This is a genomic window from Variovorax ureilyticus (assembly GCF_037889935.1).
Lineage (GTDB): Bacteria > Pseudomonadota > Gammaproteobacteria > Burkholderiales > Burkholderiaceae_C > Variovorax > Variovorax ureilyticus.
Map to the genome: position 1 here is coordinate 1 of NZ_JBBKZU010000012.1, position 24,761 is coordinate 24,761.

Genomic DNA, 24,761 nt, shown 5'->3' on the forward strand with positions numbered 1-24,761 from the left:
TCGACGAACTCCTGCCTCATCGCTGGCAACCCGCCGCCTGAACGTCCTCCGGACTCCTCAAAGAGCAGGCGTCACGTGTCAATGAGGACCTGGGTACGGCCATCCGCTTACACCTCTACTACCTGGAGCGCGCGTGCATGGCCCAGGTGCTCGCGCAATCCACAGGCCGGCCGCTGCGCCGCGCCGATCCCGAACTGGTTGCGCGCGTGTGCGAGCAGACCCTGGGCGAGCGACTGCAGTCCGAACTGTTCTTTGAGGCCTTGCGGCGCCAGCTTTGACCTCCTAGCCTGCTGGACCTAGCAAAGTACCGTCAGCTTCGTTCACGGACCGCGCAGGTTTCATCGGAATTGGGCTGGTTGAACTGCTCGTCGTGGCCGAACTGTGCCGCGGGAGTGCAGTGAAAGCTGCCCCTTCACGCTCAGGACGCAAGCGCCGGCAGTCCGGCGACTTCCTGTCGTTGACGTCACGCCACTCACGTTGGCAAGGCCCGAGCTGGCGCTGCGGCCCGGTGCAGACCTTTTCTTGCCCAGCAAGGAGCAGCAGGTCTCTGGCGCAAGCGGTCCTAGCGTTGAAGTCAGCATTCGCTGGAGCCCGTGTGAGAACGGCCGCCATGGCGGTCACCCGCGCCAGTAGACGATCGCCGGCCATGGTGGTCGTCCAGTAGTACGGCGAGGCCGAGATGCTTACTTGAGGGTAGAAGGGGCCGTTTAGGGCATCAAAAGGTGGTCACCCACCCGCCAGCCTCGCCGCCTTCATCGTTTTGGCGATACCCAGGATCGAGATGACGCGCTTGAGGTTGTAAGCGATCACGCTGAGGCTGAATTCTGTACTCACGTTCTCGATGCCACGCGTCAGGAAGTGCGTCCAGCCCATCCAGTGTTTCAACGTGCCGAAGACGTGCTCGATGGTCTTCTTGCGCATCAACATCGCATCCGGCTGCCGATCAAGGCGTCGCTGCATTGCCTCGAGAACGTCTTCATGCTCCCATCGCGAGATCCGTCTGTAGTCACTGGGTGTGCAGCGCGCCTTCATCGGACATTCAGGGCAGGCGCTGCTCCAGTACCGGCGCATCTGTAGGCCGTTCTCCTCGCGCGTGAACCTGTAGATCGCGCGCTGCCCAGCGGGGCACTGATATTCATCGTCGCGAGAGATGTACACGAAGTCCGCCCTGTCGAAGCGGCCCGCTGCCTTGGCGTTGGAGGTCGTGGGCTTGGGGACGTACGGTTCGATTCCCGCATCGGCGCACGCCTTGATCTGCGTGCTGCTGAAGTACCCACGGTCTGCGATGGCCTTCAAGCGCCGCCGCCCCATGGCTTCGCGCGCAGCATGCGCGATCTTGCCGAGTTGGGCCCGGTCACTACCGCTATTGGTCACCTCATGAGCCACGATCAAGTGGTGCTTGGCCTCCACCGCCGCCTGCACGTTGTAGCCGACCATCGCCATGCCGGTATTGCTGTGTGTGGTCATTGCACAGGCATCGGGGTCGGTCAGCGAGACCTGGCCATCAGGCGCCGCCCGAACCTGCTCGCGCATGCCGCGCAACGCCTTCATCTTCTGCCGAAGATCATGCACCTTGGCGCTCAATCGGGCCGTCTTCTCAAGCCAGTCGCTCGGCCCGGTGCGATCGTTGGTGTCCAGCGCATCAAGGTAGCGCTGGATGTTGGTCTCGATTTCCCGCTCCCGACGAGCGATCTTGCCTTCGGTGTAGTTGCGCTCTCGACTGTTCACCGCCTTGAATTTGCTGCCGTCGATGGCGACCACGGCTTGAGAGAACAGCTTCAGTTCGCGGCACAGCACGATGAAGCGCCGGCATACGTTGCGGATGCCCTTGCCGCTGTCGCGCCTGAAGTCGGCGATGGTCTTGAAGTCAGGAGCAAGCCGGCCAGTCAGCCACATCAACTCCACGTTGCGCTGACATTCACGTTCCAAGCGCCGGCTGGACTGGATACGGTTGAGGTAGCCGTAGATGTAGATCTTGAGCAGCACGGCCGGGTGATAACCGGGCCGACCGGTGCAAGCGGGGCGAGTACCTTCGAACCCGAGTTCCTGAAAGTCCAGTTCGTCGACGAAGGCATCGACCACTCGTACCGAGTTGTCCTCCGCGACGAAGTCCTCGAGGCACTCCGGCAGCAAGGTGACCTGAGTTCGGTCCTCTCCCTCGATGAATCGCTTCATGTGACCCCTCTCGACGAGTTGCCACAACTTAGTCGAGTCGCGTGAATCCTTCAACCGTTTTCACACAGCCTCGCTGCACTCCGGCCTTCCATCCATCTCGCAAGCGAACCGTAGGCAAGTCATAGTCCACCCCCGACCCGATGCTGCATTCGGCCGGCCGAGCCCACCCCCTCGGCACGGCGGGCTCAAGCATGCCGGGCGACTTCGACTCTTGGCTTTCGATTGGGCGCAAAGCCATTCCGGGCCAGCGTTTCGTCGGCGTTCTCGTAGAAGGTGCCGATCCTGTAGATCTCCCGCGCCTCCTTGCCGTTGGCGACCTCGCGGCCGAACTCACGCGCGATGCGGACCAACTGCTCGATCTGCTCGACGGTGGTCATCTTGCCCGTCTGGCGCTGGTTCCAGATGTTGTCCTCGATGCCGCAGCGCACGTGCAGGCCGAGCGCGATGGCCATCATGTTCAGCGGCAGGACATTGCGCATGGAGGTTTCCAGCGTGAGCACCGAGCCGTCCGGGCATGCACGCACGAAATTGGCCAGGTTGTACAGGTTTGGCGCCTCGAAGCCGCCACCGATGGCCACCCAGGTCAGGATCAGGGGCACATTGGCAACGCCGCGCCGCATCATTCGTTCGACGGTCTCCAGCTGCGAAATGCCGGCCAGCTGGAAGTGGGTCTGGATGCCGTTGGCGGTCAGTCGGCGGATGTGCTCCTCGACCCATTCGGGACCGGCGGGAATCGTCATTTCGCGGTAGGCCCTGGTCATCTCTGGATTCGCCAGTGAGGTTCCAGCCACATCCGCAGCCGTCATCTGCTCGACGACGTTCATCTGGTTGGTGTTGATGGCGATCGTCACCTGGTCGGGCGTCGGCTTGAGTTCCGCGAGCATGTGACGGGTGTCGTCGGACAGCCACTTGGCCGTGTCGCCCTCGCTTTCCGGCGCGAACGAGATCGAGCCGCCCACCTGCAGGATCATGCCGGGGCAGGCCTCGCGGATGCCGGCCAGCAACTGATTGAACTTGGACAAGCGCTTGGAGCCCTTGCCGTCCTCTTCGCGCACATGGACGTGCAGCACGGTGGCACCGGCGTTGTAGCAGTCCACCGCCTTCTGGATCTGGGCGTCCATCGACACGGGGATGTCCTCCGGGAAATCGGACGGCAGCCACTCGGGCCCATAGGGGGCGGCGGTGATCACCAGCTTCTGCATGTTCTCGACGAACAGCGATCCATCGATGAAGTTCATGTCGTTCTCCTGATTGGTTTGTTTCAGGCGGCAAGCGCCGCTTCTTGCACACGGGCAGGCTTCGCGCTCACGCCATAGGGCCTGTCACCGACGATGCCGGCACGTTCCATCTTGCGATGGCAAGGTGCGTAGTCCATCACCGCGTAGTGCTGGGTGCTGCGGTTGTCCCAGATCGCCATGCTGTTGGGCTTCCAGCGCCAGCGCACCTGGTACTCGGGAATGAATGCCTGGCTGATCAGGTAGCGCAGGAGATCGGCCGCACCGGGGCTGTAGTCCTGGCCGAAGCGCACGCGCTCGGGCGTATGGAAGTTGGTGAAGTGAGTGGTGAAGGCATTGACGAACAACACCTTCTCTCCGGTTTCCGGATGCTCGCGAACCACCGGGTGCTCCGGATCCGGGTACTGGGCCTTGAGCGCCAGGCGCTTCTCGACCGGCATCGCGGCGCCGAAGGTGGCCTCGATGCTGTGGCGCGCGCGCAGGCCGGCAATCTCGCTCTTGACGTGCTGGGGCAGCCGTTCATGGGCGAGGACCATGTTGGCCCAGATGGTGTCGCCGCCGACCGGCGGGCACTCCACGCATCGCAGCACGCAGCCCAGCGGCGGGTTCTCGCGCCACGTTGCGTCGGTGTGCCATGCGTTCTCGTAGCGGTCGAGCGGCTGGCCGGGATTCTTGTAGATCTGGACGAGGCCCGGGTGCTCCGGGTGGCTCCCGGCCACGGGGTGGTCCTCCAGGTCGCCGAAACGCCGGGCAAAGGCCACGTGGTCGGACCTGCTGATGTCCTGGTCACGCAGGAACAGCACCTTGTGCCTGATCAGCAGCGATCGGATCTCGTTGAAAAGGCCGTCGTCGTGTGCGGCATGCGCCAGGTTCACGCCGACGAGTTCGGCGCCGATGCTGGCGGTCAGTGGTTCTACTCGCATTTGGCAATCCTCGGTGATTCGGGTGGGCGACAAGGCCGCAAGTTGTCAAGACGAAATACGCGTTGAGCGCAGACGAAGGCTAAGGCTCGGGATGCGGATGGCATTTTTCTTTCGATGACAGATATTTTTCATTTCACGACACACCTATACTGACCCGCCACGCCAGTTTGATGTGCGTCAACAAAGATGAACGCCACCGCCGTCCGTGTTCAGCGGCACATTCGCGCTGCTGCCCTCGCGCACTATTTCGAAGTCGCCGAAGCCGCAGGCCTCAACCCGCAGCCGCTGCTGCGCCGGGCCGGGCTGTCCCGCCGGATGCTGGTCGACCCGGAGCAGCGCGTCCCGCTCGCTGCTGCGTTGCAATTGCTGGAGGTGTCGGCCGAGGCGAGCGGACTCGACGACTTCGGCTTGCAGATGGCGCAGGCGAGACGGCTGTCCGATCTGGGGGCGCTCAGCCTCTTGCTCACCCACCTGCCCAGCCTGCGCGCGGTGCTTCAGACCCTGATCCACAGCCGCCAACTGGTGGGCGGCACGCTTGCGCTGGCCATGGTCGAATCCGGCAAGTCGACGGTGATCCGCGAGGAACTGGTCGGACCCGCAGCGGCTGGCTCGCGCCAGGCGACCGAACTCGTGCTGGGCATCCTGTTCCGCCTCTGCGCGGCCCTGCCCGGCCAGCGCTGGAATCCCCAGAGCGTCAACTTCCGCCATGCCGCGCCGGCCGACGCCCTTCGGCACCGGCAACTCTTCAACTGCAGACTGAAGTTCGGCAGCGACTTCAACGGCTTCGTCTGCGCGACGGCCGACCTCGGCAGCCCGAACCCGCTGGCCGATCCTGTGCTTGCCGCGTACGCGCGGCGCCTCGTCGATGTATCCGGCGATGCCGAGGAGGACACCCTCGCGCAGACGATACGCAAGGTCCTGTACGTGCAACTGCCACTCGGCGCGGCATCGATCGAGGAAGCCGCAAAGGGGCTGGGAATGCACGTTCGGACGCTGCAGCGCCAGCTGTCCGCGGAAGGAGTCGCGTTCTCGACGTTGGTCGATGAAGTGCGGCGCGACCTGGCGTTGCGCTATCTGGCCCAGCCCGGCTACAGCCTGACGCGCGTCTCGGAGGAGCTCGGCTATGGCCAGCTCAGTTCGTTCATCCGCTGGTTCCTCAGTCAGTTCGAGCAGACGCCTTCCGAATGGAGGCGACGCATGCGGCAACCTTGAGCCGCTTCAATAAGCCGCACAGAGGTATTCGCGAAGGGGAGCAGTCATCCGGACTGAAGCCGTCGTTGCACAAGGCGCAGAGTCTGAACTTGCTGCGTGGATGGGTACCTTGGCCGCACAGTTGCGCTATGCCAGCGTCAAACAAAGTTTTGGTTTCAATCTCCCGGGTGCTCAACAGGTCAAAGGCCCGTTGGACGTGACCACCCAGGGGGCGCCGGCGCCCTGCTCCAGCGCGATACGCGCGACAACAAGCTCAAGAGCCATGACGGCTCGCTGTTGGAGTTCAACACCATGTTCGTCCAAACGGTGGTGGGCGGAGATATGAGCTACAACGCCTTCGATGCCAGATACCGCAAGTACTGGTCGCTGCGTCACGACCTGGTGTTCGCTGCGGATGTGCATGGGTGCGCCAGAACGGGGAACGTACCGAGGGAAGCCGGGCGGCGGAGCCGGGATGCAGGTTGAAGTCACCGCCGACGTGGTTAAGGTTGACAAGAAGAAGCACATGATTACGCTGCGCGGGACGGAGTACGAGGTCGACTTGGAGGTGGGCGACCAGGTCCATTCGATCTACACCGAGGGAGTGGTTCTCGATGGACTGACGTTTCGGATCGGGACGTTCGGCAAATCCTTGGCGTCGCAAATCTGGATTGAAAGAGTTGTTCTCCGGCGAAAACAGGGGACGCCGGGCTTGAATCCATCCGCTCATTGGAGGAATTTCAGATGAAACTCGGACCACGTGCTGCGGCCGCGCTGGCCCTTTCGCTGGTGGCATCGGTCGTTGGCGCCCAGCAGGCTGCACCGGCGGGCACTGCGCCGTCGGCCCCGAACCCCATCGACCCGGCTTCGATCCAGGCGCTCAAGGACATGGGTGCCTATCTTCAGACGCTGGATCGTTTCCAGACAACGACCTCGCTGACGGGCGAGCGTGTCCTCAAGGACGGCCAGAAGCTGATGCACATGGCATCGGCAAAGGTGGACGCACAGCGCCCCAACAAGCTGCGCGCCCGGATGTGGAGCGCCCGCTCGGAGCGCGAGCTCGTCTATGACGGGAAGACGGTCACCCTCTATTCGCCCGCTCAGAAGTACTACTCGACGGTCGATTTCTCGGAGCCCGTCAGCGCGCTCATCGACAAGCTCGAGGAGCGGTACGCCGTCCAGATCCCCATGTCCGACCTGTTCACGTGGGGCACGCCCGCAGCACCGGTCGACGCGATCGAGTCGGCGATGAACGCCGGGCAGGATTTTGTCGCAGGCACGCTGTGCGACCACTACGCCTTCCGGCAGAACGGCTTCGACTGGCAGATCTGGATCGCCACCGGCGCACAGCCTTTGCCGCGCAAGGTCGTGATCACCAACCTCGGCGACGAGGCGAGACCGCAATCCGTGAGCGTGATCGACTGGAACCTGAAGCCCGCCTTCAACGAATCGACATTTCGGTTCGTTCCGCCCAAGGGGGCCACCAGGATCGAACTCATCCCCGTGAAGGCCAGGTAGGTGAACATGATGACGAACACATTCAGCGAGAGGTTGGCGGTTCCATTGGCCGCCCTGCTCCTGGCCGGATTCGCGTGGACTCCCGCGGCGCACGCCCTGGGTGAGCGCGGGGGCGGCGGCCGCGCGCAGGCGGCAGGCGCCGGTGCGCGCGCCAATGCAGCAGGCGGCGGAGGCCGGCAGGCCGTGCAGGCCAACAGCGCCCGGGCCGACGCGCGGACGAACGATGTGCGCAGCACCAGCGTGAACAACGTCAACAGCCGGAACACCAACGTCAATGCCAGTCGCAATACCAACGTCAACGCGAGCCGCAATGTCAACGTGAACGTGAGCGGCAACAACTGCTGCGGCAACGGCTGGGACAACGACTACCACCCGGTCGCGGGCGCGATGGCGGTGGCGGGTGCCGTCGCAGTCACTTCGGCTGTGGTGGGCTCGATCGTCAACACCGTGCCGCCGAGCTGCGTCCCCGTCAACTACGGTGGCATGGTCTATCAGCAGTGCGGCAGCCAGTGGTACCAGCCGCAGGGATCCCAGTACGTCGTGGTCAATCCGCCGTACTGACTTCCTCTTCGGGCTCGCGCACGCGAGCTTCATCGCGAAGGGATCCGGGCAGAACGCATTCGCCGGCTGCGGCAAGGCGGCGGTTCAGCGAGCTGATACCCAACGGAGGCTGTTCAACCCGACGCACGCGATCGAGCGGTTTGGTCGCCATTTGAGGGCCCGGTCGAGTTCGGGATCGGCCGATTCGATCGGCCTGTCCAGATCTCGACTGCGGTACACGAAGGACTTCCATGCGAAGAGAGTACGCAAGAGCATGTGGTCCTCCTGCTGAGATGGCCCGAGAAACCGCTGCCAGAATGCCTGAGTTGGAGGGGCGAGTCGAGGCGGGCCTGCGACCTCGCGACCCATCGTTCTTTGCCCTGCTCCTGGCCAGGAAGTCGTTTCACGATGTCAGAAACCGGATCGAACCGATCTCGCAGCAGTAGCATTCCATTGGAAGCGATGTGGCCCTTGGTGAGGCGCGTGCGGGGCGATGATCGGGCCAGGAGTTGAATCATGCCGACCTTGCTCTTGATGAGGAACGCCAACGTCCTGCGTATGGTGCATCTCCTTGAGGGTGAGACCAGGATCGGACGCGCGTTGAACAATCATCTGGTGTTCCCATGCGGCACGGTGAGCAAGACGCACGCCGTTCTCGTCCGGCAAGGACGGTTTGTCACTCTCCGCGACCTCCACAGCACCAATGGCACGCTCGTCAATCACGATGCCGTGTCGGTGTGCCCGCTCCTGGATGGTGACACCATCCGTGTCGCCGATTTCGAGATGCTTTTCCTGGACCGGGACATACCTGACGCCGAAGTCATCGAGTCACCTCCGCAGGAACGCGTAGAGGAGGCTGCAGAGACGATGCCAGCTCCACTACCGACGCCAAACGTTGGAGCCGATTCAACCGGCCGCAGGATCGGAGGACCTCGCGGCGCAGAATGGGTCGGAGATGGCGTCGCGTTCACCCTCACCGCGCAAGGCCGAGAAATACCTGCCCTCATCACCAGTGACGCTCTCGCGTCCCATTTCGGGGCCTTTGTTCACGCCGCAGATGGCGCCAGTCGGGCGGTGACCGCGTACGAAGAGAACTACGTTGCGATCAATGTGGCCGCCTGGTCGCGATACGACGCCACGCACAGAGAACCGATTCTCGTCCGGTCCTCCGACTTCTGAATTGACGACGGCACTTGCCGATTCCGCCCCGAGCTGTCACTTCCGCGCGCACGGGCTTATTCGGTCACTCGTCGAAATGTGGCCCGCCCTGCTCTACTCACTTCTCGGTGATCGCCCCGACATGTGCGGGGTCCATAAGCGCGCCGTATCGCACGCTGCTGTCCCCTGCCCCTATGGAACCGCTGCCGATTGCACGGCCACCACCGGAAAAGCCGCCGCGCCCACCGCCGCCATAGCCTCCGCCGCCGTATCTGCTGCGTCCCCCCGATTGCCGCCGCATGGTCGCTGCGGCTCGCCGCCTTCGCGGCAGCTGGCTGGATCCGTGGCGCCGCAGCTAGGAGCGCAAGCTCGCGGCGGATTGGCTGCAAAGGTATGAAAGGGACCGGACCTCATAGCACGCGCATTGCGGCGCGCGGTCGACGCAAGCGGTCACGCAGCCTTGTGCCAGCTCGCGCGCGTGCCGGAGAAACTGCGCGGATACGGGCACGTCCGTGAAGCGCACTCGATTCAGGCGCTGTCAGCGCGCGAGCAGGCCCTCGAGGCGCTCTCGTCCATGACATTTGACGATGTGCCCGAACTGACGCGGATCGCCTGATCTTTCATACTCACCAGATATGACCACCTACAAGACGAGCGACATCTGCGATGCCTGCGCTGAAGCGCAGGCTTGCGAACTCTCCTTCATCAGCCTCGGCCGGCGCCGTGCCTTTGCAGGCGCCATCCGCACCGTACGCTACGACGGTGGATTGGGTGTGATGCGCGACTTGCTGCGCCAGCCTGGCCAGGGCCAGGTTCTGGTGATCGATGGCGGGGGACTGCGGTGGCGAGCCCTCTTCGGCGACATCATGGCCGGCATTGCCGCTGCACATGGCTGGGAGGGCGTGGTTGTCCACGGCGCGGTGCGAGACCGGGCCGAGATCGATGGCATGGACATTGGTGTGAAAGCTCTGGCGATCATCCCGCGGCGTGCGGAGATTCGAGCTCAAGGCGATCTCGACGTGAGTGTCAGTTTCGGCGGTGTCGTCTTTGCACCGGGAGCCCGTCTGATCGCCGATGAGGATGGGGTCGTGGTTCTGCCGATGGGCCTGAGCGAGACAGATATTTCGATCGCTGATGCTGTAGCTGCGACGGCCGCGTACGCCAGAGACCCGGGCCTCAAAGCCGACCACTGATGGCCCGAGGCCCAGTGTCCTGGTCTGTTTGGAAAGCGGGTTTACCGCCCGCGCCTACTCCGGTTCGATCCCCGCCTTCTTGACCAAGGCCGCATACTTTGTGAGTTCGCTGCGGAAAGCTGCCTGGGCCTGTTCAGGCGTGCTGATGCTGATGGTGTTGCCCTGGTTGGTCATCGCCTGCTTGACACTCGGATCTGCGAATGCGGCAACGACCGCATCGTGAACCTTCGTGACGTTCGCAGGACTCATGCCCTTGGGACCGATCACCGCAAACCACGCGTCAACGACGAAGTTCGGGAGTCCTTGTTCAGCAAAGGTGGGAATGTCGGGCGCCGCGGGTGTGCGCTGTGCCGTCAGCATGCCGATGGCACGAAGCGAACCGCTCTTGATGTGCGGCTGCACGCTGGGGAGCGCGGCGGTCGCGAAGTCCACCTGGCCGCCGATCAGACCCGCCACCATCGGCCCCACCCCTTTGTAAGGAATGTGCCTGGCCGAGACGCCTGCTTCCTCGAGGAAGAGTTGCGTGGCCAGATGCAGGATCGTGCCGTTGCCGCCCGATGCGAAATTCAGTTCCCCCGGCTTGCTCTTGAGCAAGGCGATCAACTCCTTGCTGTTCGTGGCCGGTACCCGCGATGGATTTGTCACCAGAACCATCGGAGTCGCGCCAATGATTGCGATCGGTGTGAAGTCGCCCGGCATGTTGAAAGTCAGCGACTTGATCACGCTGGGGAAGATCACCACGTTGTTCGACACGATCGCCAACGTGCCCCCGTCCGGTGCCGAGCGTGCGAGCACCTGCAGACCGACCACACCGCCGGCACCAGGTTGGTTATCTACGATCACTGAAGCACCAAGAGCCTTGGATAGCGCCGGTTGGGCAGCGCGCGTGATCGTGTCTACACCTGAACCGGGAGCATTGGGAAGGATGAACCTCACCGTCCCGGACTCTGCGTACACAGTGGATGCCCAGGGCCCGGCTGCCAGTGCGGCCACGGAGGCCGCCAGCAGTGAACGACGCGAAATGCGATTGTTCGAAGTGATCATGTTTGTCTCCAGTCTTGCGTCTTTGATCTTGGGGTGACGAGGGTCAGGCCACCACCTTGCGCTCTCGCAGGGCTTCGACTTCGGCGTCGCTGCAACCCAGCCCCTTCAACAGCTCTGCAGTGTCCTGGCCCAGCCTCGGCGGGTCCAGCCGCACGCCTAGTCGGTGTCCGTCGAGCGTGACGGGCAGCAAGGTGGTTTTGACCATTTCGCCTGCCTTGGGTCCATCCGACAGTCGCATGTCAGCCAGGCCGCCGGTGGCGAGCAAGTGCTCATCGTCGTAGAGGTCCTGGGGTTTGCGAATGGGTGCGAAGGGCAGCCCTGCTTTCTCCATCACCCCCGCCAGTTCGGCCGCGCTGCGTCGGGCAATGCGCTCGGAGATAGTCCGCAGAAGGCGAGGCCGATGCGTCACACGCTGATTGTTCGTCGCGAGTTCGGGCTCAGCCTTCAGGTCGGCGAAACCGAGCGCGTCGCAGAATGTCAGCCATTGGGCATCGCTGACGGCCGCCAAGAAGATCTGCTCGCCGTCTTTGACCGTGAAAACGTCGTAAACCGCCCAGGGATTGTCACGTGCGGGCATCGGCGCGGGATGCTTGCCCGTCACCGCGTACTGCAGCATATGCTGACCCATCAGAAAGACGTTGTTCTCGTAGAGTGCTGACTGGATCTCCATGCCGCGGCCGGTGATGCCGCGCTGGATCAAGGCTCCAAGCACCGCGATCGCACCGAACAGGCCACCCATGATGTCGTTCACGCTGGTGCCTGCGCGCAGCGGATCACCAGGGCGACCCGTCATGTAGGCGAGGCCTCCCATCATCTGGACCACTTCGTCGAGCGCGGTGCGATGGTCGTAGGGACCAGGCAGGAAGCCCTTGTGGCTGGCGTAGATGATGCGCGGATTGGCCTTTGCAAGCGACGCGTAGTCGAGCCCGTACTTGGCCATGGTGCCGGGCTTGAAGTTCTCGGCCACCACGTCGGCGGTCGCGGTCAGGCGTCGTGCGGTCTCGGCACCCTCTTCGGTATGCAGGTCGATGCCGATGCTCTTCTTGTTCCGGTTGAACATGGGGAAGAAGCCGGCGCCGGCACCGACCAGGCGGCGACTGTGGTCGCCGTTCACCGGTTCGATCTTGATGACTTCGGCACCCAGATCGGCCAGCACCATGCCGCAGGTGGGGCCCATCACCATGTGGGTGAACTCGACGACGCGCAAGCCCTTCAGGGGCTGCGCAGCTTGATCCGGATTGCTCATGCGGGCTGCTCCTGCTTCATCGTTTTGGGTAGCCCGGCGCGCCACAGGGTCCCGTGAAGGGTCTCGCCTTCGAGCCAGCTGGCGACTTTCTGGCGCAGCGCCAGCAGCGCGTCGAAGTCCTGGCCGGTTTCGATGCCCATGCTCGCCAGCATGTAGGCGAGGTCTTCGGTCGCCACATTGCCGCTCGCGCCCGGTGCATGCGGACATCCGCCGATGCCGGCCATGCAGGCGTCGAAGCGACTGACGCCGAGTTCGAGTGCAGCGTAAACGTTGGCCATGCCGAGACCCCGCGTGTCGTGGAAGTGGCCGCAGTTGAGCTTGTCGCCGGCGATCGGCAGCACCGCCTCGAACAGCGAGCGAACCATGGCCGGATCGGCATAGCCCACCGTATCGGCAAGACTGACTGCCTCGGCGCCCGCATCGATCGCCGCCTTGACCAGGCGTGCCACCTCGGAAGGCTCGACACGGCCCTGCAGCGTGCAGCCGAAAGCGGTGCTGATGCCCACCTCGATGCAGGTGCGCGAGCCACATGCATCGCGCGCATCTCGGATACGGGCGATCTCCTCGATCACCTGGTCGGGCGTCTTGTGCAGATTGGCCAGACTGTGCGCGTGGCTGGCCGAGAGCGGCAGCAGCATCAGATCGGCCTGGCACTCCATCGCGCGTTCTGCCCCCTTGAGATTGGGTACCAGAACGGATGTCTTGAGCCCGGGCAGGGTTTTGGCGAAGGCAACGAGTTCGGCGGTGTCCGCCAGTTGGGGCAGCAGGCGCGCGGGCACGAAGGATCCCACTTCCATCTCCCGCTGGCCCGCTGCATAGGCGTCACGAATCCATTCGAGCTTAGCGGCGGTCGGCACCGTACGCGGGATGATCTGCAGGCCGTCACGAAGGCCGACCTCCCGAATCACGACTTGCCGTGGCAAGGCGGATGAAGGTGTCATGGATCTGTCTCCTAGAGTTTCGTCCGGGCGAGTCTAGAATTTCCAAACCGAGCTTGGTTGTCAATTTGAGAAGCTCTAAATTCCCGATTGGAATATCTTGCGAGACCTCGACCTCACCACTTTGCGTCTGTTCGTGGCGGTCTGCGAGACCGGCAACATGGCGCGCGCCGGCGAGCAGGCCAACATCGTCGGCTCTGCAATCAGCAAGCGGCTGGCCCAACTCGAAGATCGTTTGCGCACGCCGCTGCTGGTGCGCAAGCGACACGGCGTCATGCCGACCGCAGCCGGCCAGACCTTGCTGGAGCATGCGCGCGGCATGCTGGACGGAGCCGCGCGAATCGAGCGCGACATGGAGAGCTACCTGACGGGCGCGCGTGGCCAGGTCCGCATCTTGGCGAGCATCTCGACCATGGCCGGATCGCTGGCGAACGACGTCGCCTCCTTTTTGAAGATGCCGGCCCACCGCACCATCCAGGTCGATCTCGAAGAGCGGCTGAGCCCGGAAGTCGTCGCCGGTGTGCGGGACGGCCTGGCATCGGTCGGCGTGTGCTGGGACGCCGTCGACCTCGGTTCGCTGCAGAGTCGGCCCTACCGCAGGGACCACCTCTGCATCGTGGTGCCGCGCGGACATCCGCTGGCGTCACGAAAGACCGTTCGCTTCGAGCAGACGCTTGACTATGAACACGTCAGTCTGCCGATCAGCAGCGCGCTCCAGGTCATGCTCCAGCGCGCCGCCGCGCTTTCGGGGCGCACCTTGATCCATCGCATCATCGTCAGCAACTTTGAAGCCGCGCTGGGGGTGGTGCGTGCAGGCCTGGCCATTGGGGTTGTCTCAAGAGAGGTGGCTGAACGCCAAGGCGCATCGAACGGCTTGCATGTCATTTCGTTGGCCGAAGCGTGGGCGGTCCGCCACTTCGTGATCTGCTTTCGTGACGAGCAGGGACTTTCGGTGGCAGCCAGCTTGCTTTCGCAGTATCTGGGGAAGCGCGCAGATCTGTAGGATCGTGCTGATTGAGGGCTGTGGGAGTCCGCGTCGAGTTCACGGGAGGTCATGTCCGCAAAGGACATGTGCTGCCGGTCGCCATCGACTGGCGTAGGGCGGGTATGCCGACGAAAGAAGGCACCGCCAGCCCTAGAACTGCTCCCTGGGATGCCCGTAACGGTCACAGGCGACGGATCGCGTGCCGCTCGCTTGAAGCTCGACGGTGAGACGCCGGCGTGATCCTTGAAGAAGCGTGAAAAATTGCCTGGCGCTGAAAAACCGAGATCCATCGCGACCTCAGTCAGCGCGCCGCCTTCGGCAACGCGGCGCATGGCTTCCTCGACCCGCCCTACTCCGTTGTCACCGCCAGATGTCGCGTAGGGGCCCGTGCCGTCCTACGAACTGCCGCCCTGCACTACCGCTGCGCGGCGAGCGTCGGAGCACCAGACGTCGGCGGCCGGCTTTTCCCAGCACCAACGGCAGGATGAGGCTGTCGCGCAATCTGACAACTCGCATGTGATTGACCACGCGGAGCGTAACATTCATCGGCAACCAGCAAAGAGGTCAACGGGTGTGAACGGGTCTGGTCTCAGGCAGCGCCTGGCAGCGATTCTTGCCGCGGATGCGGCGGGGTATTCGCGCCTGATGGCGATCGACGACCGCGCGACCGTGGCCGCGCTCGATGCGGCGCGCGCGGTGTTTCGCTCTCAGATCGAGTCGAACCATGGCCGTGTGATCGACATGGCTGGCGACTCGGTGCTCGCCGTGTTCGAGACCGCGGCCGGAGCGGTGACCGCCGCCGTTGCTGTTCAGCATGAGTTAGGCATGTCTTGCGACGCCGAGCCGCAGGATCGGCAAATGCGCTTTCGGATCGGCGTTCACATGGGGGACGTGATCGAGAAGGCGGACGGCACGGTGTACGGCGACGGGGTGAACATTGCCGCGCGGCTGCAGGCGCTGGCCGAACCGGGCGGCATCAGCGTATCGGACGCAGTGCACGGGGCCGTGAGGAGCAAGGTCAGCGCGGAGTTTGTCGATCAGGGCGAACAGCAGGTGAAGAACATCGCCCATCCGGTGCGGGCCTTCAAGGTGACGCCCGCGAAGCCACCGGTGAAGGTCGCCTCAGCGGCATCGCCATCGCCATCGTCTGCGCCGGTGCTGCGTCTGCCTGACAAGCCCTCGCTCGCGGTGCTGCCGTTCACCAATATGAGCGGAGACCCTGAGCAAGAGTACTTCGCCGATGGCATCACGGAAGACATCATCACCGACGTCTCCAAGATATCCGGCCTGTTCGTGATCGCCCGCAACTCGTCCTTCACCTTCAAGAAGCAAGACGTCGACATCAAGGAAGTCGGAAGGAAGCTGGGCGTGCGACATGTGCTCGAAGGCAGCGTGCGAAAGGCGGGCATGAAGGTTCGCATCAATGTGCAACTCATCGATGCCGAATCCGGCGGCCACGTCTGGGCCGAGCGCTATGACCGGGACCTCGAGGACATCTTCTCGGTCCAGGACGAAGTGACGCGAAAGATCGTCCACACGCTCGAAGTGACCCTCACCGGCAGCGAAAAGGCGCGCCGGCAGGATCGGGGCAAGGTCAATGTCGAGGCCTACGACTGCCTGATCCGCGCGAAAAACTGCATCCGGGAATTCAATGCCGCAGCGCTCGTCGAGGCCCGTGCCATGCTGGAGCGCGCGCTGGCGATCGACCCGGGGCTGGCGCAGGCCTATGCGGGCTTGGCGCTATGCTGCGGTGTCGAGTATGTCAACGCATGGAATGGTCGCACGGCGAGCGATCTGGAACAGGCCCTGGCGCTGGCACGCAAGGCGTGCGAGGTCGACGCGTTCGAAGCGGTTTCGCATCACGCGCTGGCCGTCACCCTGATGTGGCTGCGGAGGCTGGATGAAGCCGAGAGCGCGGCGCGGCGAGCGATCGAGCTCGACCCGAACTCTTCCCAATCCCATGGGGCCCTGGGCAACGTGCTGCACTTCATCGGTCGGCACGAGCAAGCGCTCGAGTCATTGGAACGGGCGCTTCGGCTCGACCCGGAATTCAACCTGTGGATGCATGCTCTGGGGCGGGCCCTGTTCGCCCTCGGGCGCTACAACGAGGCCGAAATGGCGTTCAAGCGGCGCCTGATCCATATGCCCGCATCGGACGTCACGCGCGCCTACCTTGCCTCGCTTTACGGTCATACCGATCGTCAAGACGAGGCCCGTCGAGTCTGGCGAGAACTGATGGCCATAAACCCCCAGTACACGATCGAACAGACGATGCGAGTCCTTCCCTACAGGAACGCTGCGCCGCTCGAACAGTTCGTGGAGGGTCTGCGCAAGGCCGGGCTGGCGCAATGAGTCCGGTATGGCTTCCTGCGGTGCACCGTCGGCAACGAGACGCGCGACCTGCGGGCGAAAGCGGAACCGATGCCCGCGACCTCACCGCTGAAGCAGTCGTCCTATCGCTTCTCAACAAGCAAGTTTGATGGTCCAGGTGCCGGTCGTCACGACGTCGCCGGCTTGTAGCGCCGGTGCGCCAGGGCAACGCTGCAGCTCGCGCACGAAGTGAAGCAGCGCGTGCAGCGGGCCGTCGAGCACGTTGATTCCAGCTCCTTCTTCCTTCAATTCATCGCCGCGATAGAGCCGCACGCGCGTGCGCGCGAACAGACGGTCCAGCGCATCGCCGGACCCGGCGAACGACCGGACCGGCGCCTGCTGGCCGACCAGGAGCCGTGCATGCAGGGCGCCGTCAATCACCGTCTCCGCCGCGGTGAACCTCCATTCGGCGCAGTGCGACTGGACAATCTCGAAGCCGGGTGCGAGCCAGTCGACGCAGGCGAACAGGCTTTCGAGCGCGGGATCGGAAGGCGGCGTCGCCGCGATGCCGAAGACGATCTCAGGCTCAAGCCGTGGCTGGCGGGTGCGTGCCACATCGACGAAGCCATGCCCGTCGCAGTGCGTGAGCGTGGTGTCCCACACCGGCCCCCAGATCGGCGCGTAGACGCCGTAGCGCTCCCAGATGGTGCGGTTCGTGAAGCCGATCTTGTAGCCGACCGGACGTTCGCCGCGCGCGATCCTCAAGGCGCGCACCTTCAGGGCTTGCTGGTAGGCGGCATCGAAGTCGGTCGGCGCTGGATTCGAGCTGACCCGGGGCCAGAGCACGGCCTCGTCATAGGCTTGCAGCAAGGCATCAGGAGTCATGAGTAGACGACCAGTCGGAAAGGACCAGGCAGTGTTCTTGGCGGGCCTCGGGAAGTCAAGCTGGGCCCGGGACGAGCGCGCCTTGCACGTCGCCGTCTTCCTCCTCACAGCGCATGTATACGACCACCGCGCTGGTGGGTCGACATGGGCGCCGAATGGCCGCTTTCAAGGGCGACCGCAAAAAGACGGGTATTGGCCTCTGGCCCCCAATCCCCGATCCGGCCTATGATTTTCGCCAGCAGGATCCCCATCCGAGATCCCCCAACCCGGAAGTCCCGACTATGTACACGCGAATCCTGGTCCCCGTTGATGGCTCCACGTTTTCCGAGCAATTGATCGGCCCGGCGGCCGCGGTCGCCAAGGCCACCGGCGCCGAACTTGCCCTCCTGCGCGTCGTCGGGAATGCGGAGGACTACGAGGCGGCGAGGCTCTATGTGGAGAGGCTCGCGGCGGGCGCCGGCGCGAAGGCACTCTGCACGAGCGCCAGCGCGGGGGTCGCAGCGGCGATCCGCGAAGAAGCGCAACAGGTGCCGGCCACGCTGCTGGCGATTTGCACGCACGCTCGCGGCGGCGCGATGCAGGCGATCCTCGGCAGCGTCGCGCTTGAAGTGCTGCGTGGCCTGGGCGGGCCGCTGGTCGTCTTTCGGCCCGACCCGACGAGCCCGGCCGCCCTGTCGAAGATCGGCCGCGTCGTCCTGCCGCTCGACGGCAGCGATGCTTCCGAGGCCATCGTGCCCCAGGCGGCGGCCTTGGCAAAGTGGCTCGGCGCCAGGGTGATCGTCGTCTCGGCGATCGAGCCGTCGATGCAGCAGGATCCTATCGTCCTGTCGGGCGATGTCCAGGAATCGGGCTATGTCAACGAGCGCGCCCGCGACATCGCCGAACGCTACGGAGTGGAGGTCGGCTGGGAAGTGTTGCACGGCGACCCGAAGAAGGTGATTCCGCATTTCGTTCGTGGGCTCGGCGACGCGATGCTGGCGATGACGACGCACGGCCGGACTGGGTTCCAGCGTGTCGTCACTGGCAGCGTGACCGCCCAGTGCCTTCGCGACGCCGGCGTGCCGGTATTCACTCGCCTGCCCTGACAGGCGGGGCCCCGACCGTGGCGGCTCAGGTCCGAACGCCGAATGCCGTAGCGCAGCGGTTGCGGTCCTTCCGTGCCGCAGGGTGAATTCACGCTGTGGGGTCGACACCGGTCGCTCAACAGCGAAGGTCGCCTTGGTGTCAACTGCCGGTCTCAAGGTATTGCAGTCATAGTCCCTTGGTTGCCCTCTGGCGACCGAGCCCTCAAAGTATCGAACGACCGCTCTGTTCGGCACGGAAATGGGAGTTCGGGCCCTAAACGCCAGTTCGCGACATTGTGAAGTAGACGTTCGAATGCCCCGTGGTGTGCTGTTTGATCGCCTTGCTATACGCGTCGTGGAGCTTGTCGATGCCTTTCTCTTCGGGCGCTGCCATGTACTCGCCGAGCTTTCGGAACACTTCGACGCCGCTCGTCGCAGCTCAAGTTCGCCAATCGGGTTCAATGGACCGGGTTGACCCTCTTGTAGGTGGCGGGCCCAAAGATCATCGTGTCCGTCCGCTGCCGCAGGTTTTCCGCCGACGAGAAGCCCGGACCATAGGAGCGCTTGCCATGATCCGCAAACTGCACCACAACGCCTACCGCTGCCGCAATTCCGAACAGACTCGCGCCTTCTATGAGGACTTCCTGGGCTTGCCCCTGGTCGGCACCCTGGAGATCCGCGAGACCAAGACCGGCCGCGCGACCAACGTGCTGCATACCTTCTATCGGCTCGATGACGGCTCACACCTGGCCTTCTTCGAGGCGCCCGACATGCCCTTCGACTTCAAGCCCCAGCATGACTTCGATCTGCACATCGCACTGGAGGTCGATGCGCCGGTGCTGGCCGACATGTTGGCAAAGGGCAAGTCGCAGGGCATCGAGACGCGCGGTGTTTCGAACCACGGCTTCATCGACTCCATCTACTTCCGCGATCCCAACGGCTACGTGATCGAGTTGTGCGCCAAGCGTGCCGGCCACGATGCCTTGATGGACCCGAGGACCAATGGCGCGCGCGACGCGCTGCAGCGTTGGACGGCCGCCAAGGCGAAGGGGTGAGGCGTTCAGCTGATGCATGCCTGAGCCGCGGGCGCTATGCTTCCCGCTTGACCCCGGGCACCTGGAGCCACCCATGATCGTCGAGCGCATCTGGACCGGCAACGCATACCGCAACTTCAACTACCTGATCGTTTGCCCCGAGAGCGGCGAGGCGCTCGCCATCGATCCGCTGGACCACCAGAGGTGCCTGGCCGCCGCAAAGGCCAAGGGCTGGGAGATCACGCAGATCCTCAACACGCACGAGCACCACGATCACACCGGCGGCAATGCGGCCGTCGTCGCAGCGACCGGCGCCAAGGTGATCGCGCACTACAAGTCGGGCTCTCGCATCTCCGGCGTGGATCGAGGCGTCGAGGCCGGCGACGTGATCAAGGTCGGCAAGACCGTCGAGCTCGAGTGCATGGACACGCCCGGCCACACCATGTGCCACATCTGCCTGCGCTCACACACGGACAACCCGGCCCTGTTCTCCGGCGACACGCTGTTCAATGCGGGGGCGGGCAATTGCCACAACGGCGGCAATCCGGAAGACCTGTACACCACCTTCGTCGAGCAACTCGCGAGACTGCCCGCCGACACGCGCGTCTACCCGGGTCACGACTACATCGAGAACAACCTGCGCTTCACTCTCGCGCGCGAGCCCGATAACGTGGCCGCCAGGGCCTTGTTGCCCGACGTGGCGGGGCAAGACCCGGCGGGTGGCCGCGTCACGACGCTGCAGGAAGAGAAGCAGATCAACACCTTCTTGCGCCTGTCCAGCCCGAGCGTCATTGCGGCGCTTCGCGAAGTCTTTTCCGACCTGCCCGAGAACCCGGATCCGAAGACCGTGTTCCTCAAGCTTCGCGAGCTGCGCAACAAGTGGTGAGCCTGGCTGTCCCCGTCCTCAATTCGTTCCGCCGCTGCCCGAGTTCTCGTCCGCGCCAGTTGGCAGTAGTTTCAGCACCAATGCGTAGGACCTTGCCCCCTCAGCGCGGTCTTAGAGGCGTCGCTCTTCATCCAAGCGCGCATGCGCTCCACTCCGGCACGAGGTGGAGCGGATTTCGCGATTGGCACACGTGCTGCGACAAGCGACAGCTCTCTTGTCCGCCAAAGTGGGAGTCCGGGCCCGTAGCGGCTGCTCGCCCCGCATTGAAGCCGACTTTCAAGTCAGTCGTTCTGCTTTCAGGCGGCCGCGATGTCGCGCGCACCGGGATGGCCCGGGTAATGCATGGCTTGCGCGGCGCAGCAGCGGGTGTTCGCAGAGATTGCGCGCCACGCCGGCCCGAGCTGCGTCATTGACTGCGCTTCTCATCGGGCGCATATTGTTCGCCCGAGTTTTGCAACAGAAACGGAGGTGCGGCGATGACAACGATGGCCAAGCCGACGATCGACAATGTTCGGGAGCGCGCTCGCGGGCAGGTGATCACTCCCACCGACGACGGCTACGAAGGGGCGCGCAAGGTCTACAACGGAATGATCGATCGGCGGCCCTCGGTCGTGATCCGTGCGGTCGACGTTGGCGACGTGATGGCCGGGGTCGACTATGCGCGCGAGAACGGCCTCGACCTGTCGGTGCGAGGCGGGTCGCACAGCGTTCCTGGCTTCGGAACGTGCGACGGGGGCGTCGTGATCGACCTCTCGCAGATGAAAGGCGTGCGGGTCGATCCGAATCGCAAGACGGCGCGGGCAGGCGGCGGGACCTTGTGGGCCGACTTCAATCACGCGACGTACCCGTTCGGCTTGGCTACCACCGGCGGAATCATCGGCTCGACCGGCATCGCCGGGCTGACGCTTGGCGGCGGCATCGGCTACCTCACGCGCGGGTTCGGGCTGTCGCTGGACAACCTGCTCTCGGCGGATGTCGTAACGGCGGACGGGCAATTCCGCGTAGCGAGTGCCGCGGAGAACGAGGATCTCTTCTGGGCGATCCGCGGAGGAGGCGGGAACTTCGGCGTGGTGACCTCGTTCGAGTACCAGCTGCACCCGGTGAAGGACATTACGGCGGGCATCTTCTTCTATCCGATCGAGAAGGTCCGCGAGGTGTTGCGGTTCTACCGCGACTATGTGGCGAAGGCGCCGGAGGAAATGGGGCTGTTCCCAGCGTTCCAGATTGCCCCGCCACTGCCGTTCATCAAAGCAGAGGACCATGGCAAGACGTTCATTGCGATCGTCTCGTGTTGGGCCGGGCCGATGGACAAGGCCGACGCGGAAATGGCGAAGATACGCGGCGCGGCGCCGGTCGTTGCGGAGATGGTCGCGCCGATGCCGTACTACGTGATCAACGGCCTTTTCGATGCGCTGCTGCCTCCGGGTCTGCAGCACTATTGGAAGGCTTCGTTCGCGACCGAGTTGACGGATGGCGCGATCGAGGAACACGCCCAGTTCGGGCCGCAGGTGCCGGTTGTGAACTCTACGATGCACATCTACCCGATCAACGGAGCCTGCCACCGGGTGAAGTCGGACGCGACCGCATGGGGCCATCGCGACGCGAGCTTCGCGACCGTGATCGCTGGGATGTGGCCGGATGCTGCTGACAATGCCAAGAACACGAAGTGGGTGAAGGACTACTACAAAGCCCTGGAGCCCCACTCGCAGGCAGGCGGCTACATCAACTTCATGGCCGAGGACGACCAGGGCCGGGTCAGGGACAATTTCGGACCGCACTACGACAAGCTGGCGTCGATCAAGCGCAAGTACGACCCGGGCAACCTGTTCCACATGAACCAAAATATCCAGCCATAGCATGGAAGTCGACGCGCGACGCGGGGGTGGCGTCTAGAACGTCCACCTTTGGTTGAGCGTGCCGTCGAGTGACTGTTCCTGGCACTAACGGCGACCGACGGCTCGTGGCCGCGAGGACCGGTTCACGTCGGTACCTGATAGTGACCTTCGAAGCGCCATGACCGGCACGCCTTGACAAACCGTCCTCATAGAAGCGGCCCTTCAGATGGCAGGCACGGACGACTGCAAGATGGCGCTCTGCGGACGTTTTAGCGCCCTATTCCGTCGTCACCGCCAGAAGTCGCGCAGGGCCCAGAGCCGTCCTCCGAACGGGCGGATCGAGAGCGGAGAACCGGACACACGGCACCCCTCCGGGGGGCGCGATGTTGCGCGGCAGCAGATGCCTCAGGCACTCAAACATGCAAGTCGGAGTGCGAGCGAGCTATGGCGAAATGCGATCTTCGACCGGACGGCATTCTTGCGGAGCACAGGCTGATCGCGCTACACGACGCCGGCGAGCCTGGGTACTGCTTGAAGTAGAGGTGATGGAGATCAGGTCGACGCGGCGGACCGAGCTTGAGCACGGCGTCAAGTTCGCTTCCTGCGCCGCTGCAGCGCGAGGACAGGCGGTCAGTTGACTTCGCCTACGGCGTACAGATGCCACTCACCAGGCACGCCCTTCAATGCGTGGGCGCCGCGGTCATGGAACGAGATCCCCGAGCCGGCCACGAGGTCCTTGACAGTACCCGATACGAGTACTTCGCCCGGACTCGCCTGGCCTGCGACGCGGGCGCCGATATGTACGGCGATGCCGCCGATCTTCGTGCCCATCACCTCGCACTCGCCGGTGTGCACGCCTGCGCGAACCTCCAGGCCGAGCGAACGAACGCCACCGCCGATGGCCGCGGCACAGCGAATGGCCCTCGCCGGCCCGTCAAAGGCGGCGAAGAAGCCGTCGCCCGCGGTGTCGATCTCTCGCCCCCGATAGCGCTCCAGCTGGCGGCGGGCAGTGCCGTAGAAGCTGTCGAGCAGTTGGTGCCAACGGGAATCGCCGAGTTGTGCGGCCCGCTCGGTCGAGCCGACTATGTCGGCGAACAGGACCGTCGCAAGCACACGGTCTGACTCGCTCGCATGACGCCCGCCGGTGAGAAATTCCTCGATCTGGTCCAGGTAGGCGTCGGCGTCGCCAGTCCAGAAGAAGTGATCCGTGCCGGGCAACTCCACGTGTTGGGCCCCCGGGATGTGTTCTGCCAGATAGCGTCCGTGCTCGAGCGGCACCATGCGATCTTCGGTGCGGTGCAGGATCAGCGTTGGCACCCGCACTGTGGAGAGGATCGGACGGGTATCGATGTCGTAGACCATGCGCATCATGGCCAACACTGCGCCAGGGCTGGCGGCCTGCCGCTGAAAGCGTGCCCACCACTCACGCGCCGCTGCATCATTGGCGAGCGACGGTGCGAAGGCGCTCAGCAGCACTCCCTTGCCCCATCCCTGCTCCACCCTCTCGAGCAGAGCATTCCACACGTCGGGCTTGGTTCCGTGTGTGCAATCAGGAGCCCAGGCAATTCGCGCGAATGTTCCGATGATGACAATGGCCGCCGTGCGATCAGGGTGGGTGGCGCCGAAGAGAATGTCCAGCGGTCCGCCCTCCGAGACCCCAACCAGCGCCGCGCGCTTCGAGCCCACAGCATCCATGACCGCCCGCACGTCGTCCATGCGTTGCTCGAGGGTCGGCAGTTGCTGGACCGGCACGGGGTCCGACATGCCCGTTCCACGCTTGTCGAAGAGGATGAGCCGCGCAAACGAAGCGAGGCGCCTATAGAAGTGCGCAAGCCGCGGTTCGTCCCAAGCGTGCTCGACGTGCGATACGAAACCTGGAACGAAAACGACGTCGAGCGGCCCGTTGCCAACGACCTGGTACGCGATGTGGCAATCTCCGCTCCTTGCGTAGCGGGTCTCCGGAATGTCGTTCATATGCGTCCCGGGTCGATCTGTTGCTCACTACCTCGCCAGTATGCATCGGTCGTTCCCGCTTGAACAGGTCGCGCCAGGCGGCCATGGCGACGACCTTTCGGCTAGCTGTCCCTCATCGACAACGTCTTATGGCCGGGTGCTGCGCTTCAAAGCGGGGCGCTCCAGCACAAGCACCAGGCTATCTAGTTCCACACAGGAAGGTTCTGCAAAGCATCATTGGGACGATCAACGATGTCGACGCCAGTGATGTCGGTCCCGCCCGGTAGGAGCTCGACGTTGCAAATGACTTGCCAGACATGGTTTTCAGTGCGCCGCGCAAGGCACACTTCCTCGCCGGCAGCAATGAGGTTGGCGCATTCGCCGACGCTGATCCGCTCTGCCGTGCCAAGGGTAAATTCTGTCGAACCGAACTCCTTCTCCACCACTTGGTGAATGGCGACGAGATCAATCTTTCCGCCCCTTAAGTGAACAGCGGTAATTGCATGCTGGGCCATCTCGACCTCCATTTCGTGGAGAGCCCTTTTATGGCTGCGACGGCTGCCAGCGTCAGTCTGCCTACCGTGGCCGTGGGCTCGATGCTCGACTGTACGCCTGCAGCGCCCCGCTCCCCCTCAGTAGTTCCAGGAA

22 protein-coding genes and 2 pseudogenes are annotated in these 24,761 nt (G+C 64.0%); 14 read left to right on the forward strand and 10 right to left on the reverse strand.

All coding sequences use genetic code 11. From position 1 onward, the window contains the following. Positions 1-113: 113 nt before the first annotated feature. A pseudogene (locus tag WKW77_RS24210) lies at positions 114-278 on the forward strand (aldolase); the annotation flags it as partial. 448 nt (positions 279-726) lie between these two features. Here WKW77_RS24210 and WKW77_RS24215 read toward each other — a convergent pair. The 3 genes from WKW77_RS24215 to WKW77_RS24225 form a co-directional block, all read right to left on the reverse strand. After that, positions 727-2,175, reverse strand: a complete 1,449-nt coding sequence (locus tag WKW77_RS24215) for an IS1182 family transposase (protein ID WP_340359447.1) — start codon at positions 2,173-2,175, stop codon at positions 727-729. 185 nt (positions 2,176-2,360) lie between these two features. Continuing rightward, entirely contained in the window at positions 2,361-3,413 is a 1,053-nt protein-coding gene (locus WKW77_RS24220; protein WP_340359448.1) for a beta-keto acid cleavage family enzyme, read from the reverse strand. Positions 3,414-3,436: 23 nt separating this feature from the next. After that, complete coding sequence (locus WKW77_RS24225; RefSeq protein WP_340359449.1) at positions 3,437-4,333, reverse strand: TauD/TfdA dioxygenase family protein; 897 nt, start codon at positions 4,331-4,333, stop codon at positions 3,437-3,439. A 186-nt stretch (positions 4,334-4,519) separates the two neighbouring features. Here WKW77_RS24225 and WKW77_RS24230 point away from each other — a divergent pair, with 186 nt between their 5' ends. The 7 genes from WKW77_RS24230 to rraA all read left to right on the forward strand — a co-directional run bounded on the left by WKW77_RS24230 (position 4,520) and on the right by rraA (position 9,933). Next, positions 4,520-5,545, forward strand: coding sequence for an AraC family transcriptional regulator (locus tag WKW77_RS24230; protein WP_340359450.1), 1,026 nt, complete (start codon positions 4,520-4,522; stop codon positions 5,543-5,545). A gap of 96 nt (positions 5,546-5,641) precedes the next feature. Continuing rightward, a complete protein-coding gene (locus tag WKW77_RS35010; protein WP_422823257.1) occupies positions 5,642-6,010 on the forward strand; it encodes a BamA/TamA family outer membrane protein in 369 nt (122 codons plus the stop codon). Beyond that, positions 6,000-6,272 (forward strand): hypothetical protein, encoded by a 273-nt coding sequence (locus tag WKW77_RS24235; protein WP_340359451.1) that lies wholly within the window; start codon positions 6,000-6,002, stop codon positions 6,270-6,272. The genes WKW77_RS35010 and WKW77_RS24235 overlap by 11 nt, the downstream gene beginning before the upstream one ends. Then, on the forward strand, positions 6,269-7,042 hold the full coding sequence (locus WKW77_RS24240; RefSeq protein WP_340359452.1) for a DUF2092 domain-containing protein: 774 nt from the start codon (positions 6,269-6,271) through the stop codon (positions 7,040-7,042). The genes WKW77_RS24235 and WKW77_RS24240 overlap by 4 nt, the downstream gene beginning before the upstream one ends. 9 nt (positions 7,043-7,051) lie before the next feature. After that, complete coding sequence (locus WKW77_RS24245) at positions 7,052-7,603, forward strand: hypothetical protein (protein WP_093168520.1); 552 nt, start codon at positions 7,052-7,054, stop codon at positions 7,601-7,603. Between the two features lie 495 nt (positions 7,604-8,098). Beyond that, complete coding sequence (locus WKW77_RS24250) at positions 8,099-8,761, forward strand: FHA domain-containing protein (RefSeq protein ID WP_340359453.1); 663 nt, start codon at positions 8,099-8,101, stop codon at positions 8,759-8,761. A 614-nt stretch (positions 8,762-9,375) separates the two neighbouring features. Then, complete coding sequence (rraA, locus tag WKW77_RS24255) at positions 9,376-9,933, forward strand: ribonuclease E activity regulator RraA (RefSeq protein WP_340359454.1); 558 nt, start codon at positions 9,376-9,378, stop codon at positions 9,931-9,933. 54 nt (positions 9,934-9,987) lie between these two features. Here rraA and WKW77_RS24260 read toward each other — a convergent pair whose 3' ends face one another. The 3 genes from WKW77_RS24260 to WKW77_RS24270 are packed head-to-tail and all read right to left on the reverse strand — an operon-like array spanning position 9,988 to position 13,164. Next, positions 9,988-10,977, reverse strand: a complete 990-nt coding sequence (locus tag WKW77_RS24260; RefSeq protein WP_340359455.1) for a Bug family tripartite tricarboxylate transporter substrate binding protein — start codon at positions 10,975-10,977, stop codon at positions 9,988-9,990. A gap of 43 nt (positions 10,978-11,020) precedes the next feature. Continuing rightward, entirely contained in the window at positions 11,021-12,223 is a 1,203-nt protein-coding gene (locus WKW77_RS24265; protein ID WP_340359456.1) for a CaiB/BaiF CoA transferase family protein, read from the reverse strand. Continuing rightward, entirely contained in the window at positions 12,220-13,164 is a 945-nt protein-coding gene (locus WKW77_RS24270) for a hydroxymethylglutaryl-CoA lyase (RefSeq protein WP_340359457.1), read from the reverse strand. Before WKW77_RS24270 ends, WKW77_RS24265 begins: the two co-directional genes overlap by 4 nt. A 97-nt stretch (positions 13,165-13,261) precedes the next feature. On the opposite strand from WKW77_RS24270, the gene WKW77_RS24275 reads away from it, so the two are divergent. Then, positions 13,262-14,164 carry a LysR family transcriptional regulator gene (locus WKW77_RS24275; protein ID WP_340359458.1) on the forward strand — a complete coding sequence of 301 codons (903 nt, stop codon included), beginning with the start codon at positions 13,262-13,264 and terminating at the stop codon, positions 14,162-14,164. A 200-nt stretch (positions 14,165-14,364) separates the two neighbouring features. Here the strand turns inward: WKW77_RS24275 and WKW77_RS24280 are convergent. Next, positions 14,365-14,481 (reverse strand): annotated as a pseudogene (locus tag WKW77_RS24280) (helix-turn-helix domain-containing protein); the annotation flags it as partial. Positions 14,482-14,719: 238 nt separating this feature from the next. Between WKW77_RS24280 and WKW77_RS24285 the strand changes: the two are divergent. Beyond that, positions 14,720-16,498: an adenylate/guanylate cyclase domain-containing protein gene (locus WKW77_RS24285; RefSeq protein WP_340359459.1), complete on the forward strand. Its 1,779-nt coding sequence runs from the start codon at positions 14,720-14,722 to the stop codon at positions 16,496-16,498. A gap of 111 nt (positions 16,499-16,609) precedes the next feature. On the opposite strand, the gene WKW77_RS24290 is transcribed toward WKW77_RS24285, so the two are convergent. Beyond that, on the reverse strand, positions 16,610-17,341 hold the full coding sequence (locus tag WKW77_RS24290) for a 2-keto-4-pentenoate hydratase (protein WP_340359460.1): 732 nt from the start codon (positions 17,339-17,341) through the stop codon (positions 16,610-16,612). Between the two features lie 155 nt (positions 17,342-17,496). Between WKW77_RS24290 and WKW77_RS24295 the strand changes: the two genes are divergently transcribed. The 4 genes from WKW77_RS24295 to WKW77_RS24310 all read left to right on the forward strand — a co-directional run bounded on the left by WKW77_RS24295 (position 17,497) and on the right by WKW77_RS24310 (position 22,181). Continuing rightward, positions 17,497-18,426, forward strand: coding sequence for a universal stress protein (locus WKW77_RS24295; RefSeq protein ID WP_340359461.1), 930 nt, complete (start codon positions 17,497-17,499; stop codon positions 18,424-18,426). A gap of 548 nt (positions 18,427-18,974) precedes the next feature. Next, on the forward strand, positions 18,975-19,460 hold the full coding sequence (locus WKW77_RS24300; RefSeq protein ID WP_340359462.1) for a VOC family protein: 486 nt from the start codon (positions 18,975-18,977) through the stop codon (positions 19,458-19,460). Positions 19,461-19,533: 73 nt separating this feature from the next. Beyond that, positions 19,534-20,325, forward strand: coding sequence for a hydroxyacylglutathione hydrolase (locus tag WKW77_RS24305; RefSeq protein WP_340359463.1), 792 nt, complete (start codon positions 19,534-19,536; stop codon positions 20,323-20,325). Between the two features lie 476 nt (positions 20,326-20,801). Next, the gene (locus tag WKW77_RS24310) at positions 20,802-22,181 is read left to right on the forward strand and encodes an FAD-binding oxidoreductase (RefSeq protein WP_340359464.1); all 1,380 of its coding nucleotides are present in this window, start codon (positions 20,802-20,804) and stop codon (positions 22,179-22,181) included. Between the two features lie 609 nt (positions 22,182-22,790). On the opposite strand, the gene WKW77_RS24315 is transcribed toward WKW77_RS24310, so the two are convergent. Both WKW77_RS24315 and WKW77_RS24320 read right to left on the reverse strand, forming a co-directional pair. Further along, complete coding sequence (locus WKW77_RS24315) at positions 22,791-24,134, reverse strand: adenylate/guanylate cyclase domain-containing protein (protein ID WP_340359465.1); 1,344 nt, start codon at positions 24,132-24,134, stop codon at positions 22,791-22,793. 182 nt (positions 24,135-24,316) lie between these two features. Beyond that, positions 24,317-24,628 (reverse strand): hypothetical protein, encoded by a 312-nt coding sequence (locus WKW77_RS24320; protein WP_340359466.1) that lies wholly within the window; start codon positions 24,626-24,628, stop codon positions 24,317-24,319. Positions 24,629-24,761 lie beyond the last annotated feature (133 nt).